General features: G+C 29.9%; 33 protein-coding genes. 8 read left to right on the plus strand and 25 right to left on the minus strand.

Going from position 1 to position 22658, the window contains the following annotated elements; genetic code table 11:
• Nucleotides 1–9 precede the first annotated feature (9 nt).
• The 7 genes from B8965_RS10820 to B8965_RS10845 form a co-directional block, all read right to left on the minus strand.
• Complete coding sequence (locus B8965_RS10820; RefSeq protein ID WP_084054197.1) at nucleotides 10–822, minus strand: phage minor head protein; 813 nt, start codon at nucleotides 820–822, stop codon at nucleotides 10–12.
• A 3-nt stretch (nucleotides 823–825) separates the two neighbouring features.
• Nucleotides 826–2244 carry a phage portal protein gene (locus tag B8965_RS10825; RefSeq protein WP_242941981.1) on the minus strand — a complete coding sequence of 473 codons (1419 nt, stop codon included), beginning with the start codon at nucleotides 2242–2244 and terminating at the stop codon, nucleotides 826–828.
• 14 nt (nucleotides 2245–2258) lie between these two features.
• Complete coding sequence (locus tag B8965_RS10830; protein ID WP_084054198.1) at nucleotides 2259–3536, minus strand: PBSX family phage terminase large subunit; 1278 nt, start codon at nucleotides 3534–3536, stop codon at nucleotides 2259–2261.
• Nucleotides 3533–4096, minus strand: coding sequence for a phage terminase small subunit (gene terS, locus B8965_RS10835; protein WP_341451796.1), 564 nt, complete (start codon nucleotides 4094–4096; stop codon nucleotides 3533–3535). Before terS ends, B8965_RS10830 begins: the two co-directional genes overlap by 4 nt.
• Nucleotides 4039–4230: a terminase gpP N-terminus-related DNA-binding protein gene (locus B8965_RS13025; RefSeq protein ID WP_341451798.1), complete on the minus strand. Its 192-nt coding sequence runs from the start codon at nucleotides 4228–4230 to the stop codon at nucleotides 4039–4041. Before B8965_RS13025 ends, terS begins: the two co-directional genes overlap by 58 nt.
• Nucleotides 4231–4299: 69 nt before the next feature.
• A complete protein-coding gene (locus B8965_RS10840) occupies nucleotides 4300–4977 on the minus strand; it encodes a hypothetical protein (RefSeq protein ID WP_084054199.1) in 678 nt (225 codons plus the stop codon).
• A 112-nt stretch (nucleotides 4978–5089) separates the two neighbouring features.
• The gene (locus B8965_RS10845; RefSeq protein ID WP_084054200.1) at nucleotides 5090–5968 is read right to left on the minus strand and encodes a hypothetical protein; all 879 of its coding nucleotides are present in this window, start codon (nucleotides 5966–5968) and stop codon (nucleotides 5090–5092) included.
• Between the two features lie 364 nt (nucleotides 5969–6332).
• Between B8965_RS10845 and B8965_RS10850 the strand changes: the two genes are divergently transcribed.
• The 3 genes from B8965_RS10850 to B8965_RS10860 are packed head-to-tail and all read left to right on the plus strand — an operon-like array spanning nucleotide 6333 to nucleotide 8264.
• Nucleotides 6333–7211 carry a ParA family protein gene (locus tag B8965_RS10850; protein WP_159446340.1) on the plus strand — a complete coding sequence of 293 codons (879 nt, stop codon included), beginning with the start codon at nucleotides 6333–6335 and terminating at the stop codon, nucleotides 7209–7211.
• A complete protein-coding gene (locus B8965_RS10855; protein WP_084054202.1) occupies nucleotides 7195–7581 on the plus strand; it encodes a hypothetical protein in 387 nt (128 codons plus the stop codon). The genes B8965_RS10850 and B8965_RS10855 overlap by 17 nt, the downstream gene beginning before the upstream one ends.
• Nucleotides 7563–8264 carry a hypothetical protein gene (locus B8965_RS10860; RefSeq protein WP_084054203.1) on the plus strand — a complete coding sequence of 234 codons (702 nt, stop codon included), beginning with the start codon at nucleotides 7563–7565 and terminating at the stop codon, nucleotides 8262–8264. Before B8965_RS10855 ends, B8965_RS10860 begins: the two co-directional genes overlap by 19 nt.
• Nucleotides 8265–8510: 246 nt before the next feature.
• Here B8965_RS10860 and B8965_RS10865 read toward each other — a convergent pair whose 3' ends face one another.
• The 13 genes from B8965_RS10865 to B8965_RS10920 form a co-directional block, all read right to left on the minus strand.
• Nucleotides 8511–9038 carry a hypothetical protein gene (locus tag B8965_RS10865; RefSeq protein WP_084054204.1) on the minus strand — a complete coding sequence of 176 codons (528 nt, stop codon included), beginning with the start codon at nucleotides 9036–9038 and terminating at the stop codon, nucleotides 8511–8513.
• Nucleotides 9039–9086: 48 nt separating this feature from the next.
• The gene (locus B8965_RS12500) at nucleotides 9087–9236 is read right to left on the minus strand and encodes a hypothetical protein (RefSeq protein ID WP_159446341.1); all 150 of its coding nucleotides are present in this window, start codon (nucleotides 9234–9236) and stop codon (nucleotides 9087–9089) included.
• A gap of 16 nt (nucleotides 9237–9252) precedes the next feature.
• Nucleotides 9253–9645, minus strand: a complete 393-nt coding sequence (locus B8965_RS10870) for a DUF1064 domain-containing protein (RefSeq protein WP_242941982.1) — start codon at nucleotides 9643–9645, stop codon at nucleotides 9253–9255.
• A 126-nt stretch (nucleotides 9646–9771) separates the two neighbouring features.
• Nucleotides 9772–9972, minus strand: coding sequence for a hypothetical protein (locus B8965_RS10875; protein ID WP_084054205.1), 201 nt, complete (start codon nucleotides 9970–9972; stop codon nucleotides 9772–9774).
• A gap of 14 nt (nucleotides 9973–9986) precedes the next feature.
• Nucleotides 9987–10382 carry a single-stranded DNA-binding protein gene (locus B8965_RS10880; RefSeq protein WP_084054206.1) on the minus strand — a complete coding sequence of 132 codons (396 nt, stop codon included), beginning with the start codon at nucleotides 10380–10382 and terminating at the stop codon, nucleotides 9987–9989.
• A gap of 17 nt (nucleotides 10383–10399) precedes the next feature.
• Nucleotides 10400–11206, minus strand: a complete 807-nt coding sequence (locus B8965_RS10885) for a DnaD domain-containing protein (protein ID WP_084054207.1) — start codon at nucleotides 11204–11206, stop codon at nucleotides 10400–10402.
• A 198-nt stretch (nucleotides 11207–11404) separates the two neighbouring features.
• Complete coding sequence (locus tag B8965_RS10890; RefSeq protein ID WP_084054208.1) at nucleotides 11405–12241, minus strand: recombinase RecT; 837 nt, start codon at nucleotides 12239–12241, stop codon at nucleotides 11405–11407.
• 15 nt (nucleotides 12242–12256) lie between these two features.
• Nucleotides 12257–13189, minus strand: coding sequence for a YqaJ viral recombinase family nuclease (locus B8965_RS10895; protein WP_084054209.1), 933 nt, complete (start codon nucleotides 13187–13189; stop codon nucleotides 12257–12259).
• Nucleotides 13189–13485 (minus strand): hypothetical protein, encoded by a 297-nt coding sequence (locus tag B8965_RS10900; protein ID WP_084054210.1) that lies wholly within the window; start codon nucleotides 13483–13485, stop codon nucleotides 13189–13191. Before B8965_RS10900 ends, B8965_RS10895 begins: the two co-directional genes overlap by 1 nt.
• Before the next feature lie 18 nt (nucleotides 13486–13503).
• Nucleotides 13504–13815: an RNA polymerase sigma factor sigma-70 region 4 domain-containing protein gene (locus tag B8965_RS10905; RefSeq protein WP_084054211.1), complete on the minus strand. Its 312-nt coding sequence runs from the start codon at nucleotides 13813–13815 to the stop codon at nucleotides 13504–13506.
• Nucleotides 13816–13847: 32 nt separating this feature from the next.
• Nucleotides 13848–14414 (minus strand): helix-turn-helix domain-containing protein, encoded by a 567-nt coding sequence (locus B8965_RS10910; protein WP_084054212.1) that lies wholly within the window; start codon nucleotides 14412–14414, stop codon nucleotides 13848–13850.
• Nucleotides 14415–14512: 98 nt separating this feature from the next.
• Nucleotides 14513–14878: a hypothetical protein gene (locus tag B8965_RS10915; protein ID WP_084054213.1), complete on the minus strand. Its 366-nt coding sequence runs from the start codon at nucleotides 14876–14878 to the stop codon at nucleotides 14513–14515.
• A gap of 177 nt (nucleotides 14879–15055) precedes the next feature.
• Nucleotides 15056–15322 carry a hypothetical protein gene (locus tag B8965_RS10920; protein ID WP_200805912.1) on the minus strand — a complete coding sequence of 89 codons (267 nt, stop codon included), beginning with the start codon at nucleotides 15320–15322 and terminating at the stop codon, nucleotides 15056–15058.
• Nucleotides 15323–15416: 94 nt separating this feature from the next.
• On the opposite strand from B8965_RS10920, the gene B8965_RS10925 reads away from it, so the two are divergent.
• Nucleotides 15417–16067, plus strand: a complete 651-nt coding sequence (locus B8965_RS10925) for a hypothetical protein (RefSeq protein ID WP_084054214.1) — start codon at nucleotides 15417–15419, stop codon at nucleotides 16065–16067.
• On the opposite strand, the gene B8965_RS10930 is transcribed toward B8965_RS10925, so the two are convergent.
• Nucleotides 16049–16231, minus strand: a complete 183-nt coding sequence (locus B8965_RS10930; protein ID WP_084054215.1) for a hypothetical protein — start codon at nucleotides 16229–16231, stop codon at nucleotides 16049–16051. The genes B8965_RS10925 and B8965_RS10930 overlap by 19 nt on opposite strands.
• 109 nt (nucleotides 16232–16340) lie before the next feature.
• Between B8965_RS10930 and B8965_RS10935 the strand changes: the two genes are divergently transcribed.
• Nucleotides 16341–16505, plus strand: a complete 165-nt coding sequence (locus B8965_RS10935; RefSeq protein ID WP_084054216.1) for a YjzC family protein — start codon at nucleotides 16341–16343, stop codon at nucleotides 16503–16505.
• Between the two features lie 262 nt (nucleotides 16506–16767).
• Here B8965_RS10935 and B8965_RS10940 read toward each other — a convergent pair whose 3' ends face one another.
• Nucleotides 16768–17013, minus strand: a complete 246-nt coding sequence (locus B8965_RS10940) for a helix-turn-helix transcriptional regulator (protein WP_084054217.1) — start codon at nucleotides 17011–17013, stop codon at nucleotides 16768–16770.
• A gap of 156 nt (nucleotides 17014–17169) precedes the next feature.
• Between B8965_RS10940 and B8965_RS12505 the strand changes: the two genes are divergently transcribed.
• From B8965_RS12505 to B8965_RS10955, 3 genes are all read left to right on the plus strand, one after another.
• Nucleotides 17170–17937 (plus strand): helix-turn-helix domain-containing protein, encoded by a 768-nt coding sequence (locus tag B8965_RS12505; protein WP_159446342.1) that lies wholly within the window; start codon nucleotides 17170–17172, stop codon nucleotides 17935–17937.
• A gap of 116 nt (nucleotides 17938–18053) precedes the next feature.
• Nucleotides 18054–18515, plus strand: coding sequence for an ImmA/IrrE family metallo-endopeptidase (locus B8965_RS10950; RefSeq protein ID WP_084054218.1), 462 nt, complete (start codon nucleotides 18054–18056; stop codon nucleotides 18513–18515).
• A gap of 29 nt (nucleotides 18516–18544) precedes the next feature.
• A complete protein-coding gene (locus B8965_RS10955; RefSeq protein ID WP_084054219.1) occupies nucleotides 18545–19465 on the plus strand; it encodes a BRCT domain-containing protein in 921 nt (306 codons plus the stop codon).
• 201 nt (nucleotides 19466–19666) lie between these two features.
• On the opposite strand, the gene B8965_RS10960 is transcribed toward B8965_RS10955, so the two are convergent.
• The 3 genes from B8965_RS10960 to B8965_RS10970 form a co-directional block, all read right to left on the minus strand.
• The gene (locus B8965_RS10960; RefSeq protein WP_084054220.1) at nucleotides 19667–20218 is read right to left on the minus strand and encodes a hypothetical protein; all 552 of its coding nucleotides are present in this window, start codon (nucleotides 20216–20218) and stop codon (nucleotides 19667–19669) included.
• An 80-nt stretch (nucleotides 20219–20298) separates the two neighbouring features.
• A complete protein-coding gene (locus B8965_RS10965; RefSeq protein ID WP_084054221.1) occupies nucleotides 20299–21249 on the minus strand; it encodes a hypothetical protein in 951 nt (316 codons plus the stop codon).
• 17 nt (nucleotides 21250–21266) lie between these two features.
• Nucleotides 21267–22280, minus strand: a complete 1014-nt coding sequence (locus tag B8965_RS10970) for a nucleoid-associated protein (RefSeq protein ID WP_084054222.1) — start codon at nucleotides 22278–22280, stop codon at nucleotides 21267–21269.
• Between the last annotated feature and the right edge of the window lie 378 nt (nucleotides 22281–22658).

The following is a 22658-nucleotide window of genomic DNA, read 5'->3' on the forward strand; positions in this document are numbered from 1 at the left end:
TTTTTAAAATTACAATATATCTATTTTCCAAGCACACCTGCAATGAATATCATGCTTTGCTGATCCTGTTAATCCAGGTGCAAAACCAGTGGATCCATCTGGTAAAACAAATAATTTATCATAAGGTATAGTCACACCATCCATAATAGCATGCATAGTTCTGACTCTTTCATCCCTAGCGGAGATCCATGTCTTTATCATTTTAATTTTACCTGCTGATTTATCAAGACTATCTTTTTTAGCTTGATTAAACACTCTATGGCTTTCAGTTCTTATAATTCTAAGAGGATTGACAACCTGTCTAGACATAACGTCATTAAGTCTTTGAGATGCTTGGCTATATGTCATACCTTCTTTAAGTCCTTGGGTAACTGTTTCCCTTATTTTTAATACTGCATAATCTCTATGAATTCCCATTCTTTCAGTCCATTTCAAGCCACTAATGTCATTATATAAAGCTAACTTTAACACTTCATCTTTAACTATTGGAATGATAATCTTACCTGTTTTTATTTCAATTATATTTTTCAATCCATCATAACCAGCTTTATAATCCAGATTTAATGCTTTATCTATATTTTTTGAAGTATCTTTATATAAATCATTAGTGATTTCATCTAGCATTTTTTGCAGTGTTTTTAGACGATTATATTTTGCCATTTCTTCATAGGTTAATTTTCCATCATCTTCATATTTATTAAACATTTCTGCCATTATCTTTCTAGCATAATCTAAAGTCTTTTTATAATCGGTAATTATATTACCTTCTGTAGTTGTAATTATGTTTTCATGTAGTTCTTCTAATTTTTCAAATTCATCCAATCACTAATTTACCCCCTTTCTGATAAATCTATCAATATCATCTAAGTTTTTAACAGTTTCAGCTGATTCTTTTTTAAGTCTTTCTAATTCTATTGAAACGTCTTCTACCCATGGATGATTAGCCACTATCGTTTCATCACTAATTACTCCTTTTGATTGAGAAGCTATTTCTACATCTTCCTTATTATTAGTAATCATAGTCTTTCTAAAAGTAACTTGTACTATGGTATTATCATAATTTCTATTTTCAACAATATTAATATACTCTGTAGTAAACCACAAAATCCTTTTTAGAGATTTTCTAAATTTTCTTTCCATGATAGATGCTTTTAGATCCAATAAAGAATATAAAAATTTAAGAGATACTCCTGAGGGGCTATTGCCAAATCTATCCGTTTTCATGTTTACGCCCTGACCAAATATAAATATATTCTCTTCCAACCTATCAACCATTTCTTTTTTAGCTTCTATTGGTATATTTAATTCTAATTTATCCACCCCAGAACCAGTTTCAGCTGATACTTTAATAGCTTTGTAATACCTTAAATTTTCTTTAAACTCCGCTAAATCTGTTCCTTCATAACCTTTAAGAATCGTTATTATCTCTTGAACCTCAGCTAAGTTATTGGCTAAATCCGAAATACTAAGATCATATTCGTCAATAAGTTCTTTATAGAACGTTAAATCGCTTAATCTTTCTTCATTATTTGGAAATTCAATAAAAGGTACCTTACCCCATCCATAACCAACTTCATTATAATAAAAGTGGCTATCGGGATTGTTTAATTCTATATCATCTAATATAAAATCACCTGATTCTGTTTCTATATAAAAGGTAACATTATGCCTTGTCCACCATTCAGCCCTAATTCTTTCTTTACCATTAACTTCTACTAGGTAATATCTTAATGCTGCTTCTAAGTTCTCCTGGAGACTTGTGTCATAGATTGGTATTACTTCTTCAGCTGGGATGATAATAAACTTAAATTTGCCTTCTTCATTGATATATACATGTAGCCATTCGGTTCCTTTGTTTGAGGAATTCTTAGCTAACTCTGTTAGGGTATCATCCCATTCTTCACCTAGGATAAGATTTAACCTATTTTCATACTCCTTTTGGTTTTCTTCACATTGGAATATAACAGGCTTACCAACTAAATATGCTACCTTCTGATCAACCAGCATTTTATGCCAGTTATGAGGTAGCCTATGATTTTCTTTTGTAAAATCTTCTGTTTTTGCACCGTCCTGATAAAAGTACATTCTTCTTTTAAGAATCTTGTTCTCATTTTTATAATATTTTTCTCCCTCAAGCATTTGAGATGTATCGTGTTTATTAATTAAATCTTTTATTATAGCTTCGTTGCTAATTTTAGATTCATTAATTATTTTTTGTTTAATAAGCTCATTCCAAGTAAACAAATTATCACCTACCTTTACTTAAGAAATTGTACTGCATTTCCTTTTAAATCAGAAACCTCATATCCATCTAATGCATACCAAATAGCACTAAATGTATGAGGATCTATTTCAAATTGGTCCTCTATAATATTTCCATCTTTATCAACCTTGTAGGTTAAATCTTTTAATTCGTCTTTAGTATTAGGACAATTTTCTGAACAAATAATTTTCTTAAATCTCTTTACCTTTTTAGTATTTTGAAGCCTACTGCCTTGAAACTTTTTAGCTCCTGTAATATTAAAGCCTTGCTGCTTAAAAAACTGTATCGTTTTAGGTTCTGCACTATCTGCTCTTATTAATTCTCTAGTTGTTTTAAATTCAGCTATTTCAATAGCTGTTTTATCATCAGTCATTTTATTTTTGTAATACTCCCAGTATATATAAAGAATTTTATTTTCATGATCTATGGCTAATCTTATTAAGGCATTATATGAAGTTTCAAATCCAAAATCAAAGCCGACACGTTTCATATCTTTTGGTATATTATTAATTCTTTCTATAACTTCATAATGTGGCAAAACTATAAATTGAGGCAAAACTCTAACTCCATTAACTCCAAATCTTCCCTTTCTAGCAATTCGATAAAGATCTAGGTCATATGTTTTTAGTTCCTCAAGTTGTTCTGTATAACTTTTAGGTAAAAATAAATTATCATCAGCAGTAGAATGATGATAATAAGTATTGTTTTTTATTATATTTCTTTCTTTATAAAGATCTTCGTCATTTAATATATATATCTTTTTCTTTTTATCTTGAAAGAAATGTTTGTATGACCAATTACTCTGACTAACAGGGTTTGTAGATAATATAAAGTGAATTGATAAACTTGGGTGTCTAGCCCTTCCTAGTAACTCTTTATAACCCTCGTATTTTAATTCTGAACATTCTTCTATCCAAATGATTGTGACACCATGAATAGACTTTAATTTAGCAGGCTTATCCATACCTTTAAATATTATCTGAGATCCATTAGGGAACTTTATCTGCATTGGAGATGTTGTTATTTTTATTGCATCATCTAATCCTAAATCTATAATGATTTCCTCCAGCAATGCAAAGCAACTATCTCTTATGGTCTCAAATACTTCTCTAACTACTAATGCTTTTCTTTTCTCCTGCAGTAACTTTAAAATTAGCTTTAAGGCTACATGATAACTTTTAGAACTTCCATATCCTCCTACAAGAAAATATGTTTTATAATCCCAATCAAATATAAAATTTTCAAAGTGAGGATTAATTTCTTTCTCTATCACTTGTCCTCACCCTTTCGCTTAATTACTATTTCAATTGGTTTATCCTTATCTACTCCCTTAACTTTTTCTATATCAGCCTTCAATTTTTCAATCCTTAATTTTTGCTCTTCAGTAGCTAGATCAGTTTGCATCATTTCCTCATATCTTTTTATCATACTTCTAAGTTCTGACATTGCTCTTGATTGTGCTTGTAGAAAGTTAGCTTGTTTATCCCAAGCATATTGGAACTCCCATTCTCTTTCTGTAAAGGTATCTCCATCCTTTTCTTTTTTTAGATGTTTTGTAATATCATCTTGGTCTTTTACATACATAATTCTTTGAGCTCTTATAATTGCAGCATACTGAATAGTTATGTTCTCCCAAAGTATATCCAGTGAATCTTTTCCTTTAATTTCTTGGATAATGCTTAAGGTTTCATTAGGTAGATACTTACTAAAAAAGCCATGGGTTTCAGCATTTTTATTTCCTGCTGGAGCACCATGGCCTACTGCATTTTTATTATTTAAGGGTGCACCCTTCTTCTTTTTGTGTGCACCTTTTTGTTTTTTTCTTTTGACCAACCATATCTTTTTATCCAGGACTTAATTGTATTTATACTAACCTCATATTTCTCGGCTAGGTCTTTATATTTCATACCATATAAATAATCTTGTTTGGCTAAGTCTTTGTCATCTGGATCCCTTATATTTGTCATACCACCACCTCAATCGCTGATTGCTTGTTTGTTTTGGGAATGAAAAAAGAGCCGTTGGGCTCTTGAAAATTAATTTCCTACCGATATTGTTTCTTTAATCTGTAAGTATTCTATTCTTTCTGATTCAAATCTAGCTAATTTGTACTTCGTAAAATATTTGTTTCCAAATAAATCTTCATAACGAATTTCTATAGGTTCTTCATAGTTAATATTAAGAGGACACAAAAAATCCCAAAGTCTTTTTTCAATTGAGATGCCTTTTAAAGATTTATCAGATGGAATGACATTCCCAAATGACTTTATAAATATTTTCTCTTCATCGACAACTTCCACAACAATCTCTATATTAGTTGCTATGCCTAATCCAATATTCTTTATTTCTAATGAATCTATGTATGCATCACTAGCATAACCAATATAAAATCTTCTGTCTACCCTCCAGTTGTTTCCCCTATCTCGTTCTTCTAAAATAAGAATAGGTCTTTCCCTTCTGTATTCCACATTCCTAGCTTCCTTAACTGTTATTAATACAGCAGTTAAAGTTCCTATTCCTCCTATCAAACCACCTAATAAAGAACCTAAAAATGATGCCCACTCACCGTTAGTTATATTAGATCTATAACTATTACCAAAAATGAATTTATCTATCAGAAATGGAATCAGCATACTAGCTATAATCATAATAAGCATAGTCTTTACACCTATGTTTATTATATCTTTTGATTTTAAAAAAGTTTTTCTACTCATATCCCCCTCCTTTCAACTACACAATTCGGCAAAAGAAGGCAAAAACCTTTCTGAGTGTTTCTACATTATTCCGTATAAGAAACAGATACCACCTCTAACTTCCTTGATTAACTTACGCTATATCAATTATCTTTAACTTTTTAACGGTTTTTTCTAGTGTTGTTGTGTTCAGGACTGTCTCTTTAAGGGCATGAACTTCTTTTTCTTGCATGAAAAGATTGCTTAGCAAATCTGCATCAGGTTTATTTATAAAATCAAAATTATATTCCTCATTTTCCCTAAGTTGATAATCATTAGACCTTATAATTTTTAATCTTCCAAAATATTGATTTCCATCCAACCTAAAAAAATTAGCCTTTATCTTAATTGTCTCGGGTTCTAGTTTTACCTTTTGTTGAAATAAGTTCTTTTCATGTTCCGTTATATTTATAGCTTTAGAATGCGGAAATTTTTTATCAGTAAAATTTATAGATTTAACTCCTTTTTCATGATCAATACTTTTAGCCATTTGTTCAAAGTTAGTTTCTGCTTTTTTTACAAATGCTATGGTTTCATTAGGAATAATAATGACTGTATTATTGTCTCCATTTATTACATTAAGCATATTATTATCACCTGCTTCTATTGTTATCTTTTCCCCATTTGAATTTGCGGTTAAAACAAATTTCAAATACTTAAATCCACTTAAAACCAATTCAAACAAATCCTTAGGAGTAAGTGTACTAACATAAGGAATAGCTAATTGTGTTACAGTAGCTATATAGATACCCATTTCAGACACAAAAGACCCATTTTTAAAATCTAAAGTTCTAATTTGAAAGATTTCCCTGTCTTTATCGCTCATACGTTTCTTATGATTTATGGTTAAATAGGATTTATCAAAAATTCCTTGAAAATTTTTAAGGCCTATTAGTAAATAGTAAAGATTTTTGCTATCATCAAACTGTTCCCCTGTCATTTTAAATACAATATTTAATTCTTCTGAATTCAAGATAATTACCCCCCAAATTTTAAAATTCGACAGGTAATTTAATAACCCTTTCCAAATATTTCTGCATTATCCGACAAAAAAAGTAGCCTCATGTAAAGGGCTACCTTAACAATATTCATTTTTTCTACTATACTAAGCATATCATAATTTCCTATTAAAACTCGTCAACAATTCGTCGGAAACTCGTCATTTTATTTATCGAATTTACTTATTTTTCTGAAAAAGGTGGAAAAAATACCATTCGTTGCTATAATGAAACTATGAATGTGCATTGTCACGATAATAACTATAATTAAAACAGATACTTAGATTAACAAACAGCAAAGAAAAGCAACCCATATAAATGGGACGAGGGGGAAAAGTATTGACTACACATAATAATGCGAAAAACGTAATATCATTTATAAATATGAAGGGCGGTGTAGGGAAAACTACTCTATGTCTTAGCTTGGCTTATCAATTATCAATGGAAGATAAAAAAAAGATATTAATAATAGATATGGATCCTCAATTCAATGCTACGCAAACAATGATGGAGCAATATGATTTAGTGGATGAATATTTGAATAAATTTAGAACAGAAAAATCAATTATTAATATTTTCAAAAGAAAAAAATCACTTACTAATACTAGATCTTCTGAAATAGAATTAAAACCAGAAGATACGATTATTAAATCTACTATCAATGAGAATTTAGATATTATTTGTGGAAATATTGATATCATTTTCGAGGATAATAATCAAGATTCGATAAGTAAAAAAAGGTTAGATCTGTTTATTCGTAAACATAAACTTAATGAATATTATGATTTTATATTTATTGATTGCCCTCCTACTATATCATTTTTTACAGATGCTTCTTTGATAGCCTCTGATTATTATTTAATACCAGTAAAAATAGATAAATTTTCAATTCTTGGCGTTAAGATGCTAGACAATGTTATAGCTTTAATGAAAGAGGATCCAGAAAATAAAGTTGATTGTTTGGGTATAGTTTATACAATGGAGGAAAAACAAAAAAAGTTAGAATCGATAAAAGATCTTTTCGAAGAAAATGAACTAATAAGAGATAATTATTATATTTTCTCTAATACCATGCCAAAACATAATCATTTACTATCTGGTAGTAAAGGAAATATAGCATACAATTATGATGATACTCGGGGAGATATAAGATCATTAAGTAAAGAGTTCTTAAGGGTCTATTTTAAAGAAGGTGAACAAAATGAAGAATGTTCTTAAGAAGCATAATTCCGAACTTTATATAGAAGCTATTGGACTGAATTCACTTATTCTTTTATCAAAGGATCTATTCCCTTCAAATGATGATCTAAAGAGCTACACAGATGAAATTATTAAAATCGAACTAAAAAACTACTTATTCAAATCCAGAACATTACTAGTTGCAAAAATAAATAAGTATATTTATGACTTAGAAGTTGATGAAATTAAGACTCTTTACAAAAACATGAATAATTATTTAATCAACAAAGATGGTAAGAGCGATAAAGACAATGATAACAATAAAAATAATAGAGATGAAAATAATAAAATTAATAATAAAAAAAATAAATCTAAGGATAATTTAAAAACATGGTTAGAAAACATTTAGTTGACAAAAAAACTACAGAAGTTTTATTAAGTCCATACAAAGATATGATTACTGAGTATAAAGAATATATGGTTAAAAATATTAATGATACAAGAGGTAGTTATGACAAAGTAATAAATATCGGCAAATCATTAGTAATAATAAAAGAATACGTTTTTTCAGATAAATTTAAAGATGAGTATTTTTCTACATTACTAATATCTGATATAAATAGCTGTCTGTATTGTATTAGAAATAATTTACCCAAACGTTTCTTTTACTTTTCTTTTAGAGGGTGTATAGAATCCTTCGCTAGATTAAATATTATCGAGAAGTCATCTAAGATAGTAGACAATGTATTTAAAGACTTTAAAAAACAAAATAAGCATATTATTGCCGATAATGAATTTTATCAAGATTTTTTTTCTGTAATTAAATCAAAATATACTATTTCTTCAGGATATGTTCATGGCAGCATGAATGCAAATCTATCCTTAAAAGAGTCTATTGAAGACTTTCATAATTCTAACTCTCATAGAGATACTCAAGAAATGATAGAGGATTTGGAAAAAATAGTAGAATTAATAAAAAAATTCTATTTAAAAAAAGATACAAACCTTTCAATATTGAAGCATGCATACCACAGGAGAATTATTATCTTAAAATATTTATTAACTAATTCCGAAGTGAGACAATTATTTTAACTTGCTATAATTTAAAACTAATCTTTTTTTGATTAAAGATTAGTTTTTTTATTTGTTTATATACGAACACTTACTCGTTAAAATGATTTTATCCCAGTAAAATAGATACTTTTTGCTAGATCTACGCCATGGTTACTTATAACAATTAACCAATATATACCCAATATGCTGTATATTGTCTTTTCGAAAATCCTGAACAACTAACCTTATTTTCAAAAATCTCAAATTTGAAAATAGGTCTTAGTATTAAGCCCTAACCTTCAAAAATTCATGAAACCTACTAAGAATCCTTTCCCTAGTTCTCCGTACTGTTGCCTCACCACAATTTAAAGTTATGCCAACTCCAATGTTAGAGCGTTGATACAAGTAGCACTGTTCAAACACAGCTTTTTCAAAATCATCTAAATGTGTATTTGCTATATACTCAACCCAATCAATTTTGCTTTCAAGTTGCATAATCCGACACTTTAATTTAATCTTTATTTTTCTAAGATTTTGTATTTTCTCAAATATTTTTGCTTGATTCATTTCGTACATATAGCTTGCCCGTTCAATTGGAGTAAATTCAGAAGAACCTCCATGTCCACCTCCTGGGGTAAACCTCATTTGCCCAGGGGAAGGGAGTAGATCTTCTTTTTCTGCGAGTATTCCACGAAATTCTCGTATCTCTTTTTCTATTTTTTCTGCTGCTACATAAAGACCCTCTAGTCTTTGTTTATTCTTCCAAAACCTCTTAAGAGAGTTTTCTAGCTGCCTTTTTGTATCTTTATTCATATCCCTTCCCCCTGTTCAATATTTGAATATATAATCTTTATAAGTACATTATTTCAAACTATTTTCTTCTTTTTTAAAAGAATATATATATTTCCCGTCAATAATTTGTACATAACTTCCTTTGGACTCTTCTTCCCGAACAATGTTGATTTTTTCTTTAAAGTTTTTAAACGGAATCATCTTAACAACTACTCCCATAAAATCACCCCTAAACTTATTCCTCCACAAAATTAATGTCTGGATATTTGAATAAAAGCATTTTCTTTTTTAAGAGATACTCTTTAGTTCTAAACCCTTTTGTGTCTATGTATTCAATTTTGTCATTTGGATAAATAACTTTAAAATCAGCTCTATATGTTATCGGTCTAATCTTTTTACCGTCTTTATTTCTATACCCTGGCTGTAATTCAAACTCAGGTTGTAGTTCAAAATCTTTTATTTCTCCAGCTCTTTTTAATAGTTTTAATTCACTATATTTTCTAGCTTCTTTTACGCTATCAAAAGTTATGCCGTCTATTTCTTTTTTTCTGGACCCGTACTTTGACTTTGATTTTTTAGTTTTAACTATTCCTAGCTGCTCTGCCATTTCTCTGCTGATTCTGGTCATTTTCTTATCACTACATTTCTTTGAGAAATATTTTTATAATATGGGCATATATCTGCAAAGTAGTACGGGTTCATTTTCTTGCCATTAATTTGGCATTTGTGATCCCTAGTGCCAAAATTTTTGCATTCATTGCATTTCGCCATTTTTTATACCCTCCCTAGCCCAGATTTCATGAATCCGATTAAATCCTTCACCAGTTTCAAGATTAACTTTTACTATTGGATTTTGAAATTGTTTTTCTAATTGATCTAAAGAATTAAACTTTGGCAGATAATTAAGGGCTTGTCCAAACCAGTTATTAGCTTTATTTTCTTTTTTAGCTGGCATTTAAAATCACCCTCCTAAAACGGAATATCATCCTCGTTAAAATCTACTTCGTGCCCAAATTCATTTGAGTTATCAACAATCTTGTCCTTATTTTTGCGATTATCTAGAAATTCCACACTATTTGCTACTACCTCAGTTACCCACCGTTTCTGGCCTTCATCCGTCTCATAGGTACGCACTTGTAAACGACCATCAATTGCTACTTGTGAGCCTTTACCAAGATAAGTAGCACAGTTTTCTGCAGGTTTACCCCAAACTTGTATAGGGATAAAGTCTGCTTCTTTCTTACCATCTTGGTTAGCAAATGGTCTATTAACTGCTAAGGTAAAATTAGCTACACCCTTACCGTTAGGCGTAAATCTTAGCTCAGGATCTTTAGTCAAACGACCTATCAAAACAACTTTATTCATGGTTTTATCACCCTTTCCTACTCAACCAAATAATCTAAATCACGTATTTTATTAGTCGTTGAAAACTCACCACTGCCATTAGGCTTGTGGCTTTTTTTGCTAAAGACATTGCTATTTCTTTTTTCAAACTCAGCCTTAGCAAGCTTTGCTTGTTCTATTGTTTTAATCCCGCTCTTTTGCCAGTTCAGTAGAATTTTATCTATGTACCCAATGCTACGTACATTCCTACCCAATGCTTCGCTAACCGCAAACTTAATTAAATCGTCTAGAAATATCTCTTGCCATTCAGAAACAGTTTGTAGTTGAGTAGGGCTTAAGAGAAATCCAAACTCCTGTTCAATGAATTTGAAAATGGTCGCGTGCTCGTCTACTACTAGTAATTTAGTTTCGTTTAGTTTAGTTTCGTTTAGTTTATCTAATGTGGCATGGTTGTAGGCATAACTGTCGGCACACTTGTTGGCATGGTTGTCGGTATAACTGTCGGCACTATATGCCGACAAATCTTTATTGATATCTTTGTTGGCATGTTTGTAGGCACTATATGCCGACAAGGATATCATTGAATATATAGCAGCTTGATTGCCTTTTCTCTGTTTCCAGTCAATTCTTCCCTTTTGCTTTAGTTCATTTCTAGCTTTAGAAATTGTTCTTTCAGCTAATCCTGTCTTAACACATAACACCGATATGGCTACAGCAAACTCGGCTGTCCATCCAGCCTTATTGTTTATGTGCATTAAGGCATGCCATAAGACAATACTAGATGTAGACAATGAATTTGTTTCGAGCCAATCATAGAATGCATTAAGTTCTTTTAAATAGTTCACGTTATCACCCCGAATAGTGGTGTTTAGTTATGCTGCTTTCTGTAACCTTTGTATTTCTTCACAAGCCTCTAACGTTGCCCTTTGAACCTTTAAATATAAATTGAAATCCTTTACCTTTCCGTTAAACCTTAATATACAGAACATATGGTTTTCCTCCTTTTGATAAAAGCAGGTAGGGTTTTACACCCTACGCTATTATTAAAATTCTGTAGGTTCTAATTGTGAATCTGGTTCACTTTCTACTGTGCTATTTTCAACTGCCTCATATTCGACCTCAAATACATTTTCATCTTGTATCTCTGTCATATTCTCGGATATCTCAGTCTTAATTGACCCATCCTCTGTAACTTGTTTTACAAATTCAACTTTAATAGGAGCATATTTAAGAACTTTTTTAAGTACCGTTTTCTTAGCCATTTCATCAAAATTATTAGACCAGGGACTATACTTGCTATTAAACCCTTGGCTATATTTACGTGCATGGTTTGTAATATCATCCTTGCTCATTACCTCAAAGCCAAATCCACCATTTACAAGCTTAAAAACTGCATAATAGGCAATTGTATTACCTCTATTATTAGAGGCTGGTTTATGCACTAAATTTGGTTCTAAACCAAACTCATATTCAAATACATCATTTTCATAAACCTCTTTAGCATATATATTTGTAAACTCTCCTGATCTATGAGCAAGATCAATCATACCTTTGTATCCCAGTTGAAACTGTACCTCTGGAACGCCTTTATTTCGATATGGTATTAAATAAGCTTGTCCCAGTGGAGTATTCGGTTCCAATCCTAATTGTGCTGCATTCATTAAAGCACCCATGAAACTCTTTGGTGTACATTCTGCAAGAGCAGGATTAACGCTTATTGCACTTAATGCCATTCTGGTAAATCTTTCTGGAGTAATAACACTAGGTAATGCCTTTTTTATTTCTGGCTCCATTACCTTAATCCAATCCTTCATATTTTTAGGTTCTTTACTTGTTTGTACCGCACCAGCCTTATTTGCTAAAGCATTTTTAACACTCATTTTTAAACCCCCTAATTATTTAATTTGAAATCTTCTATAGGAACTTGTATTTACATATTGATCATATAAATCTGGGTAGTCTTTTTTAAATTCTTTAGAATCAAATCTATTAGAATTAATTGTTTTCCACGTAACCTTTTTATCTCTAATAATGGCTGTTTCAAAATCACCCATCCCTACTTGAATAACCTGTTCAATTTGCGATTTTTCTAGTTCTAATTTTTTAATCATTTCTGCAATTTCGGCTCTTCTGTCAATGTGGTTAATATAATCATCTTCAAGATCTATGAAACTATCTGGTGTAGAATTTGGGTACATCATCTTTATTAAATTCCCAGCATCTTCTGATCCATCTGGAGCTGGAATTATTTTAGGTACTATATGATTTTCCCAGAAATCTTTTTCTATCTTGATTAGGTAATTAATTATTTCTTCATCACGTTCAATTTTTTTATAAACAAACTTTTCATTTCCAATTAAACATGCTATCCACCAAGCTTTATATCCAGTTACCGCCATATAGTGATGACATTGGATTTCATAATGAGCAGGTATGTTATCATCTTCCCAATCTTTTCTGGAATATGAATTAGTAGTTTTGCATTCCAGTCCTTCTTTTTCTCCTACTACCAAACGGTCTACATTTGCAAACATAAATTCATTTTCAGAGTGTGCTAAAATTGCATTTCTCTTTCTAACTTTTAAGCCTGTAGCTTCTTCAAATCTAGTTGCTACATAATCCTCTAAATCTCTACCGACTCTCATTCTCTCATTGTCTTCAACCTCTTCACCTTGACCGATTTTATCTAAGTAAACAGATATAGGACTTTTCCAAGGATTTAATCCTGCAATAGCTGCTGCATCCGACCCACCTATTCCTTTTTGTCTCCACTTTAACCATTCCCCATGATCCATATCCTTTGTTGATACTAAAGTAATTGCTTGCATTATTTATCCCCCCATCCACACATAGGACAAAAGACTTCATTGCCTCTTTCATATGCAGGAGATCCAAAGTATTCACCAGCACAATTTATAAAAGTAGTGATTTCAAGCTTTGAAAAACAATCAGGACATCTGCTTTGTAAGATACAATCTCTAGAAATTCTTTCAGCTAACTTTTGGGCTACATCTTGACCATTGTTATTAAGGTATTCGGCAATATCTTTTAAATAGCTAAGTTGTTCTTTCCCGTTCATATCCCCTAATGAGCTTTCAAGTGCATCTATAATCTCATGTTTCATGCGATAACCTCCCCTTTTCTAAGCATATAAAGGCTCTCTTTCTTCTCCGTTTGGCCATATTTCGATTAAACATTCTTTACAGTAATAAACCTTAAGAGATCTAATATCAGTACAGCTAATAACCTCGTTCACGGTGTGTTTATGCTTGCAAATTGGGCAAATTGGTTTAGGTTTTTCTTTTTTAGGGACATTCCTTTTAATAAATAAATGCACTGTTCCATATTTAATATTAAGTACTTTTGATATTTCCCTAATTGATTTACCCTCTTCAGTTCGTAAAAATATAATATTTTTTACATCATTTTTAGTAATGTCTTTAAACCCTTTCATTTTTTTCACGCTCCAAATATGGTATAATACCATTAGTTAGTTTTTTTAAGCGATCCTGTGTTCCCAGCACAGGGTCTTTTTTGTGTATAACCATTCCTTTGGCATTTTTCATTATGTTCTTGAATTAATCCAGATATATCAATCCATTTGCCTAAACTAATTTTCAAAGTTTCTATGTTATGCTCAACATCTAGAAATTGGTGTAGGCATTTTTTAAACTCTTTTAACTCCTGGTCTGTAAAATCAGACTGACAATTCTTATTGACTGCAAGTTCTAACATATCTTTTAATACAGCCTGAGCCTCTGCCATTTCACCTGTTAGCTTTAAAAGCACACTTGCTGGATCAAGATTAACTTTGTCCAAAATCTCATAACTATAAGCCTTACCTATAGAACAATGCCAGCGACAATATTGTTGAGTGAGCCATGGATTTTGGCAAATTCGACTAATTTCTAAAACTATATCTGCTTGTGGTACTTGAACTTTTGTTTCGTATGCTTCTATGCTTCTATCTCCAATACCAACTTTTTTGCCTAGCTCTTTTCTTGTAAATCCTTCATTGTCTCGTGATCTTCTAATTTCAGCTCCGATATGCATTTTCTGTCCTCCTTTCCGATAACTTTTAGGAGTTAGATAGATATAATCCCCTGCTGTTTTTTGGTAAAATATAATTAAGTAATAAACGACCTCCCTTCCTAACTGGCTTGTCCTACCTTGCCAGTAACCTGCAGGTTTTTATATATTTCCTTGAAAGCAACAGTTAATATTTGAGCTTCTAGTTCAGTAATTTGCATTTGTGCCTGGATAATTACATCTGGAAATGTTGGATTTTCATCTCCGAAAATATAGTCAAAGTTTAGACATGCTCCAGTAGCCTTTTGGTTATCTAGATTTTCAACTATAACTGCAAAACTTGAATTACCTGCTCCTGGTATTTCAACCACAGACATTCTTAAATTTGTTTTAGGTCCTACTGTTATGTAGTGGATAGAATCTAACTGTTTTACCCAAACATCTTTGATTTGATTGTTTACTTGAATAAAACTTTTAATCTCAAGCACCTTTTTTACCCCCTTCTTTATTACACTTGTTCTAAATAGTTAGATGGCCTGTTAGCAGCATTACCCCAGCTAGTAATAGTAAAGAGTAACATTTCCTATAACTTTCCTTCAATTTGTACCTTTTCTTTTGGTTCTTCATGTCCAAACCTCCTTGTCCAAATTTATCTTTAAGAAGGACTAAGCCTTCTCTGCTTCAGCTTCTTCATTAAGCTTTAATTGCTCCTCGATTGATAATGAGTTCCAAATCGCCCATCCTGCCCTATGAAATTCTTCTAGGATTATCTCCTTTTGTTCATCACTAATAGGTGGCGGAGCAACTACATGAACAGTTGTGTTACCAAACTTATAACTTGCATCATACTTTTTTGTCTTAGTATTCATATCATCACCCTTACCATATGTATGCGAGTGGTCAAGAGGGACTACCCTAGAATTTTTAAACATTTATCTCACCTCCTTACTAATAAAATATCTTTACAGGTCTTCTCACCTTTCTAGCGAAATTAATAGTTGTCGAAGCTAATAAATTCGAAAGGAGGTGAAAATAATAGAAAATCATACTCTCTTAGTTGCTGTCATACCAATAATAATTTCATTAATATCTTTATTGATAAGCATGATTAGTTATTATAAAAATGCTCCACCCATAGATATTGATATATTTGAAGAAGCTCTTTTTTATAAAGGTATTATTGGTTATCATAATGCTAATATGGATTTTATTCCGGTTATAGTTGCTTCAAATGACGCAAATGGTTTTGAACTTGAATTTTGTATAATTAATATCAGAATAATAAATCCTAAAAACAGTCCAGTATCAATTTTTAATCTCCAAGTGTTAGATGAAAAAAACAACTTATTAAACTACCATAAACAAATTGATATTCCTTATATCAGTGAAATTTCGAAATTAATAATTATTGATAAAAAGCAAACAAATAACACTTTAGGAATAAACTTGCCCTATAGTCATTACACGACTATTCCAGGCGGATGTTTTGCGCATTTAGATATTGTAATACCTATAAATGAAATAACTGAAAATGATTCTAAAGTAATCAAGGTTTTTTTCCGAGATAGTAGACGAACTTTTCTTACAGTAATAAAACGAAAACTTAAAAGTAACGCAAAACTTAAATATCCAATTCACTATAAAGAAATAAACCTATCTTATCCTCCAAAGGGATAAATTTTTGATCCCTTTGGTATAACGCTGTGATTTAGCATAAAATTGTTAAGTATGGGCTTTGTTTTTCTTACTAATAATCTTCTCCCTGGCTGTTCTTGAACTCGCCCTTCCAGTTCAGCCACTCTCTTTTCTAATTCAGTAACTCTCTGTTTTAAACTATTCACTCCCCCACCCCTTTATCTCGTATGCAATATGGTTGTCCTTATTCCATAATTCTCCTATAATCTAAATACAAGCTCTGCCAAGCTGAGTACTTATGAAAGGAGAATATAAATGTCTAGTTTAAAGAAACCTGGTACCGACAATGAACCAGCTGGCAAGTATAAAGAAGTTGGCCCTCGTGGTGGTGAAGTTAAAAATCCTAGAGTTATAGAAATTGACAAAGGCGACAGACTTCCACCTACCCAAGAAAAAGGTCATAAATGGAAAAAGATATGACATTTCTTAAAAGCCATTGTTTCAGCAGTGGCTTTTAAACCTCTATTTTCTTTCTTGAGGTGCACCAGCTTTTTCCTAAAAAATCAATTTGAATCCAAGCTTCCACATACTTAACCCCATTTTCTACATACTTAGTAATATAATGCTTTACCACCCTTTCCACCCCCTTTCCAGTAATTCCAACAACCATATATTTAAGGCAATAACCTCATATTGATGAACGTTAATTTTTTTATGTAGACTTAGATTAGGAGTATTGAGTTTAAATTACATGATTTTTATATTTTGGATTCTCCTTTTGTTCATCATGGTTTACATGGTTCGTAAAAAAAATCTCTTCTACTAGTAAATTTAGATAGTTAGCTATTTTTATAATTATATCTCCGCCAGGATTTGCAACACCTCTCTCAATATCTGATAAATATGGTCTGGAAATTCCAATTGAATTAGCTAACTCGGTCTGCGTAATACTTTTATTTTTTCTGATTTCTCTAATTTTGTTCTTCATGGTTTACATACGACCCCTTTCTTGTACTCCTTGGTTTACACTTATTATAAAACACGTATGTTTTTATGTCAACTATGTTTAACAAGATGTTTCTCTTTTTACCTTGTTGTATTCTATGGGTTACATTAAAATATAAATATAAGGTAGGTGAACACAATGCAACTCGGAGAAATAATTAAAAATTATAGAAAACAAAATGATTTATCTTTAAGAGAATTTGCAAATAGATGCGATTTAAGTCATGCTTATATTGCTAAATTAGAAGACGGAATAGATCATAGAAGTGGCAAAAAAGTTGAACCTACTTTGGATACAGTAAAAAGAATTTCAGATGCCATAAATATACCCATGGAAAGGTTATTATCTATGATCGGATATATAAATAAAGAAACTAACCTAGATAGCCCTCATGTACCCCAGGAGTATGAGGAAAAACATAAAATAACTAAAAGAGATTTAGATCAATATGAGGATTTTGTTGAACATGCCGGAACCTTCTTTATGAATGACGAGGTTGCTGGTGTTTTAATGTCTACGTTAGGTGATAAGCTTAGATCTTTAAGAGAAGATAAAAACTTAAAACAAATTGAATTAGCAGAAAAATTTAAAAAACATAATTTCAATATAACTAGTGCTGCCATTTCGCAATATGAATCTAATAAGCGAGTTCCAGATACGGAAATGTTAGCTATGTATGCGGACTTATTTAATGTAAGTTTAGATTGGTTATGTGGCAGAACAAATGTAAAAAATCCTGATATAAAGGAAACTATCACCAACAGACCATATACGGATCCAAAACTTGATGATTTGCTAAAAAAGGTTCCTGATTTAACAGAAGAAGAAAAGGAATCTTTGGCTGACCATATGGAGTTTGCAATGAAAATTATTGAAAAGGAACGGGAACGCAGAAAAAAATTTTAGGACAATGTTAGTGTTGGTATATTATCAATTTAGAATAGATATTTTAATATTGAAATACCTATTCTAATATTAAGAACACTTTTCTAAGAGAATTTAAATACAGGGAGTCATAAAATATGAATATCGCAATAAAAAAAGCCCTTGCAGTTTTAGAAAACTACGGGCTTTTGTCATGTGTATTAACTTTTCGACAAATTCAGTCAATATTAGACAGTGAAAATATCATATTTAACAATTTTTCTTTTAATGGTCGTTTAAAAGAAAGATATATCTCTACTGGGGATGGAATTTCAATTATAACAATAAATGGTGATGCTGAAACTCAAGACGCTAAGCACTTAACTGCTCATGCCCTTGGACATCATTTTCTACATAAGGGCAATTATGCGTACATAGATAATATCGTTTTGGACAAACATGAGAACCAGGCAGAAGACTTTGCAGCAATCTTATTAGTACCACCTTTGGCTTTATCAAAATCTAAGCCGTCAACTACTATAGAATTAACAGAATTATTTGAAATTCCTTTGCACTTAGCTGAAAGAAGATTGAAAATATTTGAGATGCATGGATTATAAAATTAATTATTTAAGAAAGGGTGTTTTAAATGAGTAACCTAGAAGCTTATGAAGAACTTGATTTTAGACATTACATGTCTAAAGCTGAAATTGATAAAGCTCTACACACATTAGAAGGTTTATTAAAAGGTGTAGCTCTGGATAACATTATTAATAATCTTGAAGTAGAAGAAGTAAAACATTGGTGTAATCAACATGAAGAATACTTGGATAGGCACCCCTTTTCCGAACTAATCCCATTGCTTATCGAAGCATTGGAGGATAACCATCTAGACAAAGACGAAATAAAAGATATTCTTTGGGTGTGTAATAATTTTAAAACACAAAGTGCTTATTATGATTTAGTTACCTCTGATATCCAAAGACTTCAAGGTATTTTGCATGGAATATTGTCAGATAATGAAATTACAATAGAAGAAATTAAAGGTTTGAAAGATTGGTTAAACGAAAATGATCATTTAACAACTACTTATCCCTATGATGAAATATACAGTCTAGTAGTTTCTGTATTATCAGATGGTATTCTGAGTAATGAAGAAAAAATAATTTTAAAAATATTTTTTAGTGATTTTGTAGATACAGGTAATTCCAAAAGTATTGAATCACATGAAACTAAAGTTCTAAAGAAACAATTGTCTATTAGTGGAATATGTGCTATTTGTCCAGAAATTCTCATAGAAAATAAAGTTTTTTGCTTTACAGGAGTATCAGAAAAAACAACTAGGAAAGGATTTTCTGATGTAATTGAGGCTTTAAAGGGACAATATAAAAACTCAGTAACACAAAAAACTAATTATCTAGTAGTAGGAAATAAAGGTAACCCCTGCTGGGCATTCTCATGTTATGGAAGAAAGGTTGAAGAAGCTATTACTCTTAGAAAGAAAGGCCATAATATTCAAATTGTAAATGAAAATGATTTCTGGGATTTTATAGAAGATTTAACTATTTAGCTTTTCTATAACTGTATTGATTAACTTGTATTGATAGGTATACATAAAAACATTTAAGTAAAAATATATACCAAAACTTACCCAAAAGATGGGTAAGTTTTATTATATAATTTAACATGCCTATAAAATAAATACCTTGTTTGACTTATTAGATCTTTTTGACTCTATTAAAGGTACATAAAGGATATAAGTGTAAAATTATTAATCATCATCAACTATTCCATAAACCTCAATATCCTTTTTATCTTTCTCTAAATCATATTCACGAATTTTATTAATAATAAATTTTAAATCAAGAATAGACATAAAAAAGTAACATACGCCTAATATTAATAATAATAATTCTATATTAACTAAAAATATCTGAATTTTTTTACTGGAATTTATCATTGCAATAAAAGATACTACAATTGATCCTAAATTTAAAAATATTCCTCTTGATATTGAAGTATGAATTAAATCTAAGTGTCCCCATTCACTTAATATTTTTATTATTTTGTTATTAGAAGTACTAACAATAATGCTTAAACCAGTAAACAAGAAACCAGCTAATATTGCATTAGTAGATAAAATATTAAAATGTAAACTTTGTTGTTGTGTACTATTAAAAATTTCATTACTATATAGTTTAAAATACCAATAACAAACCTCATATAAAATTAAAGTTAGAACAGGGAAAATTATTAATCGATTAAATTCTATATATTTCTTTATTTCTTGCATAATATTTATTAATTTATAACTTAACTTCATAATAATCCCCCCTTTTTTTATTAGAACCTTTAATTCTATAAAAAATATTCTTTGTTTTCTATATATTATTTATTAGTATACTATATAACCTTAAGTTTAGGTTTCATATCACTATATATATATTCCAAAGAACTAAATATTTCCTCTAACGGTATATATGTAGTTCTAGGTTTCTGTTTTAATGTAACTTGCCTAGTAAAAAACGGTTCAAGTAAATCAAAATTTTCAACTCTTTCATCAATATTAGCCCTTACAATTAGTTTTTCTAAAATATTCTTTCCATTGTCTTTTTCTTCATAAATAGTATCGATGATTGCTTTTAAGCAATCATAATTATCTTTTTTTAGTTTTTCATCTCCACCAGCAATAATAATACTTACAGTTTCACTTTGTAACTCATTAAACTTTATTGTTTTCTGCTTACCTAATTTTATACCAACATCTTCAAATAATTCTTTTGCGGGAATAGCAAATTTAAACTCTGCTAAACTAAAGTATTTTATCTTGTCCATAAATTCTAAAGCATTATTATTTGGTATAGGAATAATTTCTGCATTTAAATTATAATTTCCTTCATTTGTTTTTACTCGTTTAATATTATGTTCAAAAAATCTAATGAATTCTTTTATTTGAGGTGCTTCTCTCGAGAACATATGAGTAATTTTTCCACTACTAAAGTCTAACAAAAAGTATGTAAACACCTCTAAAAACTCGTCAGTATTAAGATTAATCTTCTTTGTACTTAAATCATTAAAATTCCTACGCTGATAATTATTAATATCTTTTTTCTTACCAATTCTACAAAACATATTTTCGTCACACATTTTTAATATATCTAAAATAATTGGATTATCCTTATCTTCATTTAAATAAAAAGAATATTTTTCAAAACCTTCTTCTAATTCGAATTTTTCTTTTTTCAATTTTGCTTTAATTACTTGTAATAATTCTTCTTTTGACAATTCTTTTTTCTTACCCTCAATTAAAACTTTAAAATCATAAAATAATATAGTTCTATTTACATATCCCAATATATTCTCCTCCTAAATCATTTAAACTCTTTAATATTTTTAAGTAATATAGATACTGTTCCATCTTCATTGTTAATAAATTCAATTTTATCTTTATTGGTAAATTCATCTACTAGTAAATTAATTTCAATTCCTGTATCAGTAACGATTTTTTGTTTTTTATAAACATTTCTCGTTTGATCAAAATTAACGGGAATTTTCTTTTCTGATATACCATTTTTTTGAATTTGCTTAATATACTCTTCTCTTACTTCTGCAATATCTCCAAATACAGTATCAGCTATCTCATGTACATCAACAACACTTGAATCATTGATATTTTCACTTACAATTCGTTTAAATTCAACTATTTTACTAATATCACTATCATCAAAGTATTTACTAACCATCTCTTTTGTCGTTTTTTCCAACACCTTAACTTTATCTTTACCAGATAAATCACTTGTACACTCTAATATTTCATTAGATATATAAAATTGTTTTGAACCATCTTTATCAAATTTCTTCTCAAGTAATTTTATTGAAAAATCATCAAGATTTATAATTACAAATTCTTCCACCCTCTGATTATCATTAGGTAAGACTGTCTTTTGCTTTATAATAGTATTTAATGTACCATTTTCAACATTTTTTACTTGATGTATATATGATTCTTTATAATTAAATTTAATCATTGCATAATATTTCTTATTAGAAATTTCAAATAAACAACATGCAAGATCTCCATTAGAAATATCAATAAAATTATTCATTTGTTCAAAAAATTTACTAGCAAATTTTCTTGTAACCATCAAAAAACTAGAATAATCTTCTTTTAATTTTCCACATAATTTCTGTGCTTGACATTCATTGTTTATAAATTTTGCTTCTTTTAAAGATGCATCCTTTAAAACCTTCCTTATATGCTTTGTTATAAATTCACTTATTTCACTTGTTAAAGATAACTCTAGATCAGATAAAACTGGCAAACCTATATTTTTGTCTAAAATGTGTACAACTAATTTACGAATAAAAATATCATCTGATTTCATTTCTGTCTCCTTTTTGTTTATTTCTAAATAAAATTATTAATACTTTTCTTTTTTTACACATAACCCCATTATAGTACTTTAACAATGCAAAATATGTAGATTATTGTAAGTTGTTTAATTTAAGTTAATGTAAATATTTTTATAATGCATATTTAAAGAATAAAAGTATTTCAATTAAATTATATAACAAGAACTTATTCTCTCTATGAAAGTAAGTTTTTACTAAATAATTTAACATGAGCTGATCACTTGGAAACAGGTACACTCTATATCAAAGTAAGTTCTGATGATCAAAAAAAGTTTAGTCCCGATGCCCAGAAAAAAGCATTTTTAAAGTATGTAAACTAGTTAATTTCTACTTACCAAAACTTACTCACC

Origin of the sequence: Desulfonispora thiosulfatigenes DSM 11270, assembly GCF_900176035.1 — a bacterium.
Lineage (GTDB): Bacteria > Bacillota > Peptococcia > Peptococcales > Desulfonisporaceae > Desulfonispora > Desulfonispora thiosulfatigenes.

What these genes read in the sequence shown, in the direction of transcription:
- B8965_RS13025 (WP_341451798.1), bottom strand. Translation starts at nt 4,230, where the DNA reads ATGACAAATATAAGGGATCCAGATGACAAAGACTTAGCCAAACAAGAT.
- B8965_RS10840 (WP_084054199.1), bottom strand. Translation starts at nt 4,977, where the DNA reads ATGAGTAGAAAAACTTTTTTAAAATCAAAAGATATAATAAACATAGGT.
- B8965_RS10855 (WP_084054202.1), top strand. Translation starts at nt 7,195, where the DNA reads ATGAAGAATGTTCTTAAGAAGCATAATTCCGAACTTTATATAGAAGCT.
- B8965_RS10860 (WP_084054203.1), top strand. Translation starts at nt 7,563, where the DNA reads ATGGTTAGAAAACATTTAGTTGACAAAAAAACTACAGAAGTTTTATTA.
- B8965_RS10865 (WP_084054204.1), bottom strand. Translation starts at nt 9,038, where the DNA reads ATGAATAAAGATACAAAAAGGCAGCTAGAAAACTCTCTTAAGAGGTTT.
- B8965_RS12500 (WP_159446341.1), bottom strand. Translation starts at nt 9,236, where the DNA reads ATGGGAGTAGTTGTTAAGATGATTCCGTTTAAAAACTTTAAAGAAAAA.
- B8965_RS10870 (WP_242941982.1), bottom strand. Translation starts at nt 9,645, where the DNA reads ATGACCAGAATCAGCAGAGAAATGGCAGAGCAGCTAGGAATAGTTAAA.
- B8965_RS10875 (WP_084054205.1), bottom strand. Translation starts at nt 9,972, where the DNA reads ATGCCAGCTAAAAAAGAAAATAAAGCTAATAACTGGTTTGGACAAGCC.
- B8965_RS10880 (WP_084054206.1), bottom strand. Translation starts at nt 10,382, where the DNA reads ATGAATAAAGTTGTTTTGATAGGTCGTTTGACTAAAGATCCTGAGCTA.
- B8965_RS10890 (WP_084054208.1), bottom strand. Translation starts at nt 12,241, where the DNA reads ATGAGTGTTAAAAATGCTTTAGCAAATAAGGCTGGTGCGGTACAAACA.
- B8965_RS10895 (WP_084054209.1), bottom strand. Translation starts at nt 13,189, where the DNA reads ATGCAAGCAATTACTTTAGTATCAACAAAGGATATGGATCATGGGGAA.
- B8965_RS10900 (WP_084054210.1), bottom strand. Translation starts at nt 13,485, where the DNA reads ATGAAACATGAGATTATAGATGCACTTGAAAGCTCATTAGGGGATATG.
- B8965_RS10905 (WP_084054211.1), bottom strand. Translation starts at nt 13,815, where the DNA reads ATGAAAGGGTTTAAAGACATTACTAAAAATGATGTAAAAAATATTATA.
- B8965_RS10910 (WP_084054212.1), bottom strand. Translation starts at nt 14,414, where the DNA reads ATGCATATCGGAGCTGAAATTAGAAGATCACGAGACAATGAAGGATTT.
- B8965_RS10920 (WP_200805912.1), bottom strand. Translation starts at nt 15,322, where the DNA reads ATGTTTAAAAATTCTAGGGTAGTCCCTCTTGACCACTCGCATACATAT.
- B8965_RS10935 (WP_084054216.1), top strand. Translation starts at nt 16,341, where the DNA reads ATGTCTAGTTTAAAGAAACCTGGTACCGACAATGAACCAGCTGGCAAG.
- B8965_RS10940 (WP_084054217.1), bottom strand. Translation starts at nt 17,013, where the DNA reads ATGAAGAACAAAATTAGAGAAATCAGAAAAAATAAAAGTATTACGCAG.
- B8965_RS12505 (WP_159446342.1), top strand. Translation starts at nt 17,170, where the DNA reads ATGCAACTCGGAGAAATAATTAAAAATTATAGAAAACAAAATGATTTA.
- B8965_RS10950 (WP_084054218.1), top strand. Translation starts at nt 18,054, where the DNA reads ATGAATATCGCAATAAAAAAAGCCCTTGCAGTTTTAGAAAACTACGGG.
- B8965_RS10955 (WP_084054219.1), top strand. Translation starts at nt 18,545, where the DNA reads ATGAGTAACCTAGAAGCTTATGAAGAACTTGATTTTAGACATTACATG.
- B8965_RS10960 (WP_084054220.1), bottom strand. Translation starts at nt 20,218, where the DNA reads ATGAAGTTAAGTTATAAATTAATAAATATTATGCAAGAAATAAAGAAA.
- B8965_RS10970 (WP_084054222.1), bottom strand. Translation starts at nt 22,280, where the DNA reads ATGAAATCAGATGATATTTTTATTCGTAAATTAGTTGTACACATTTTA.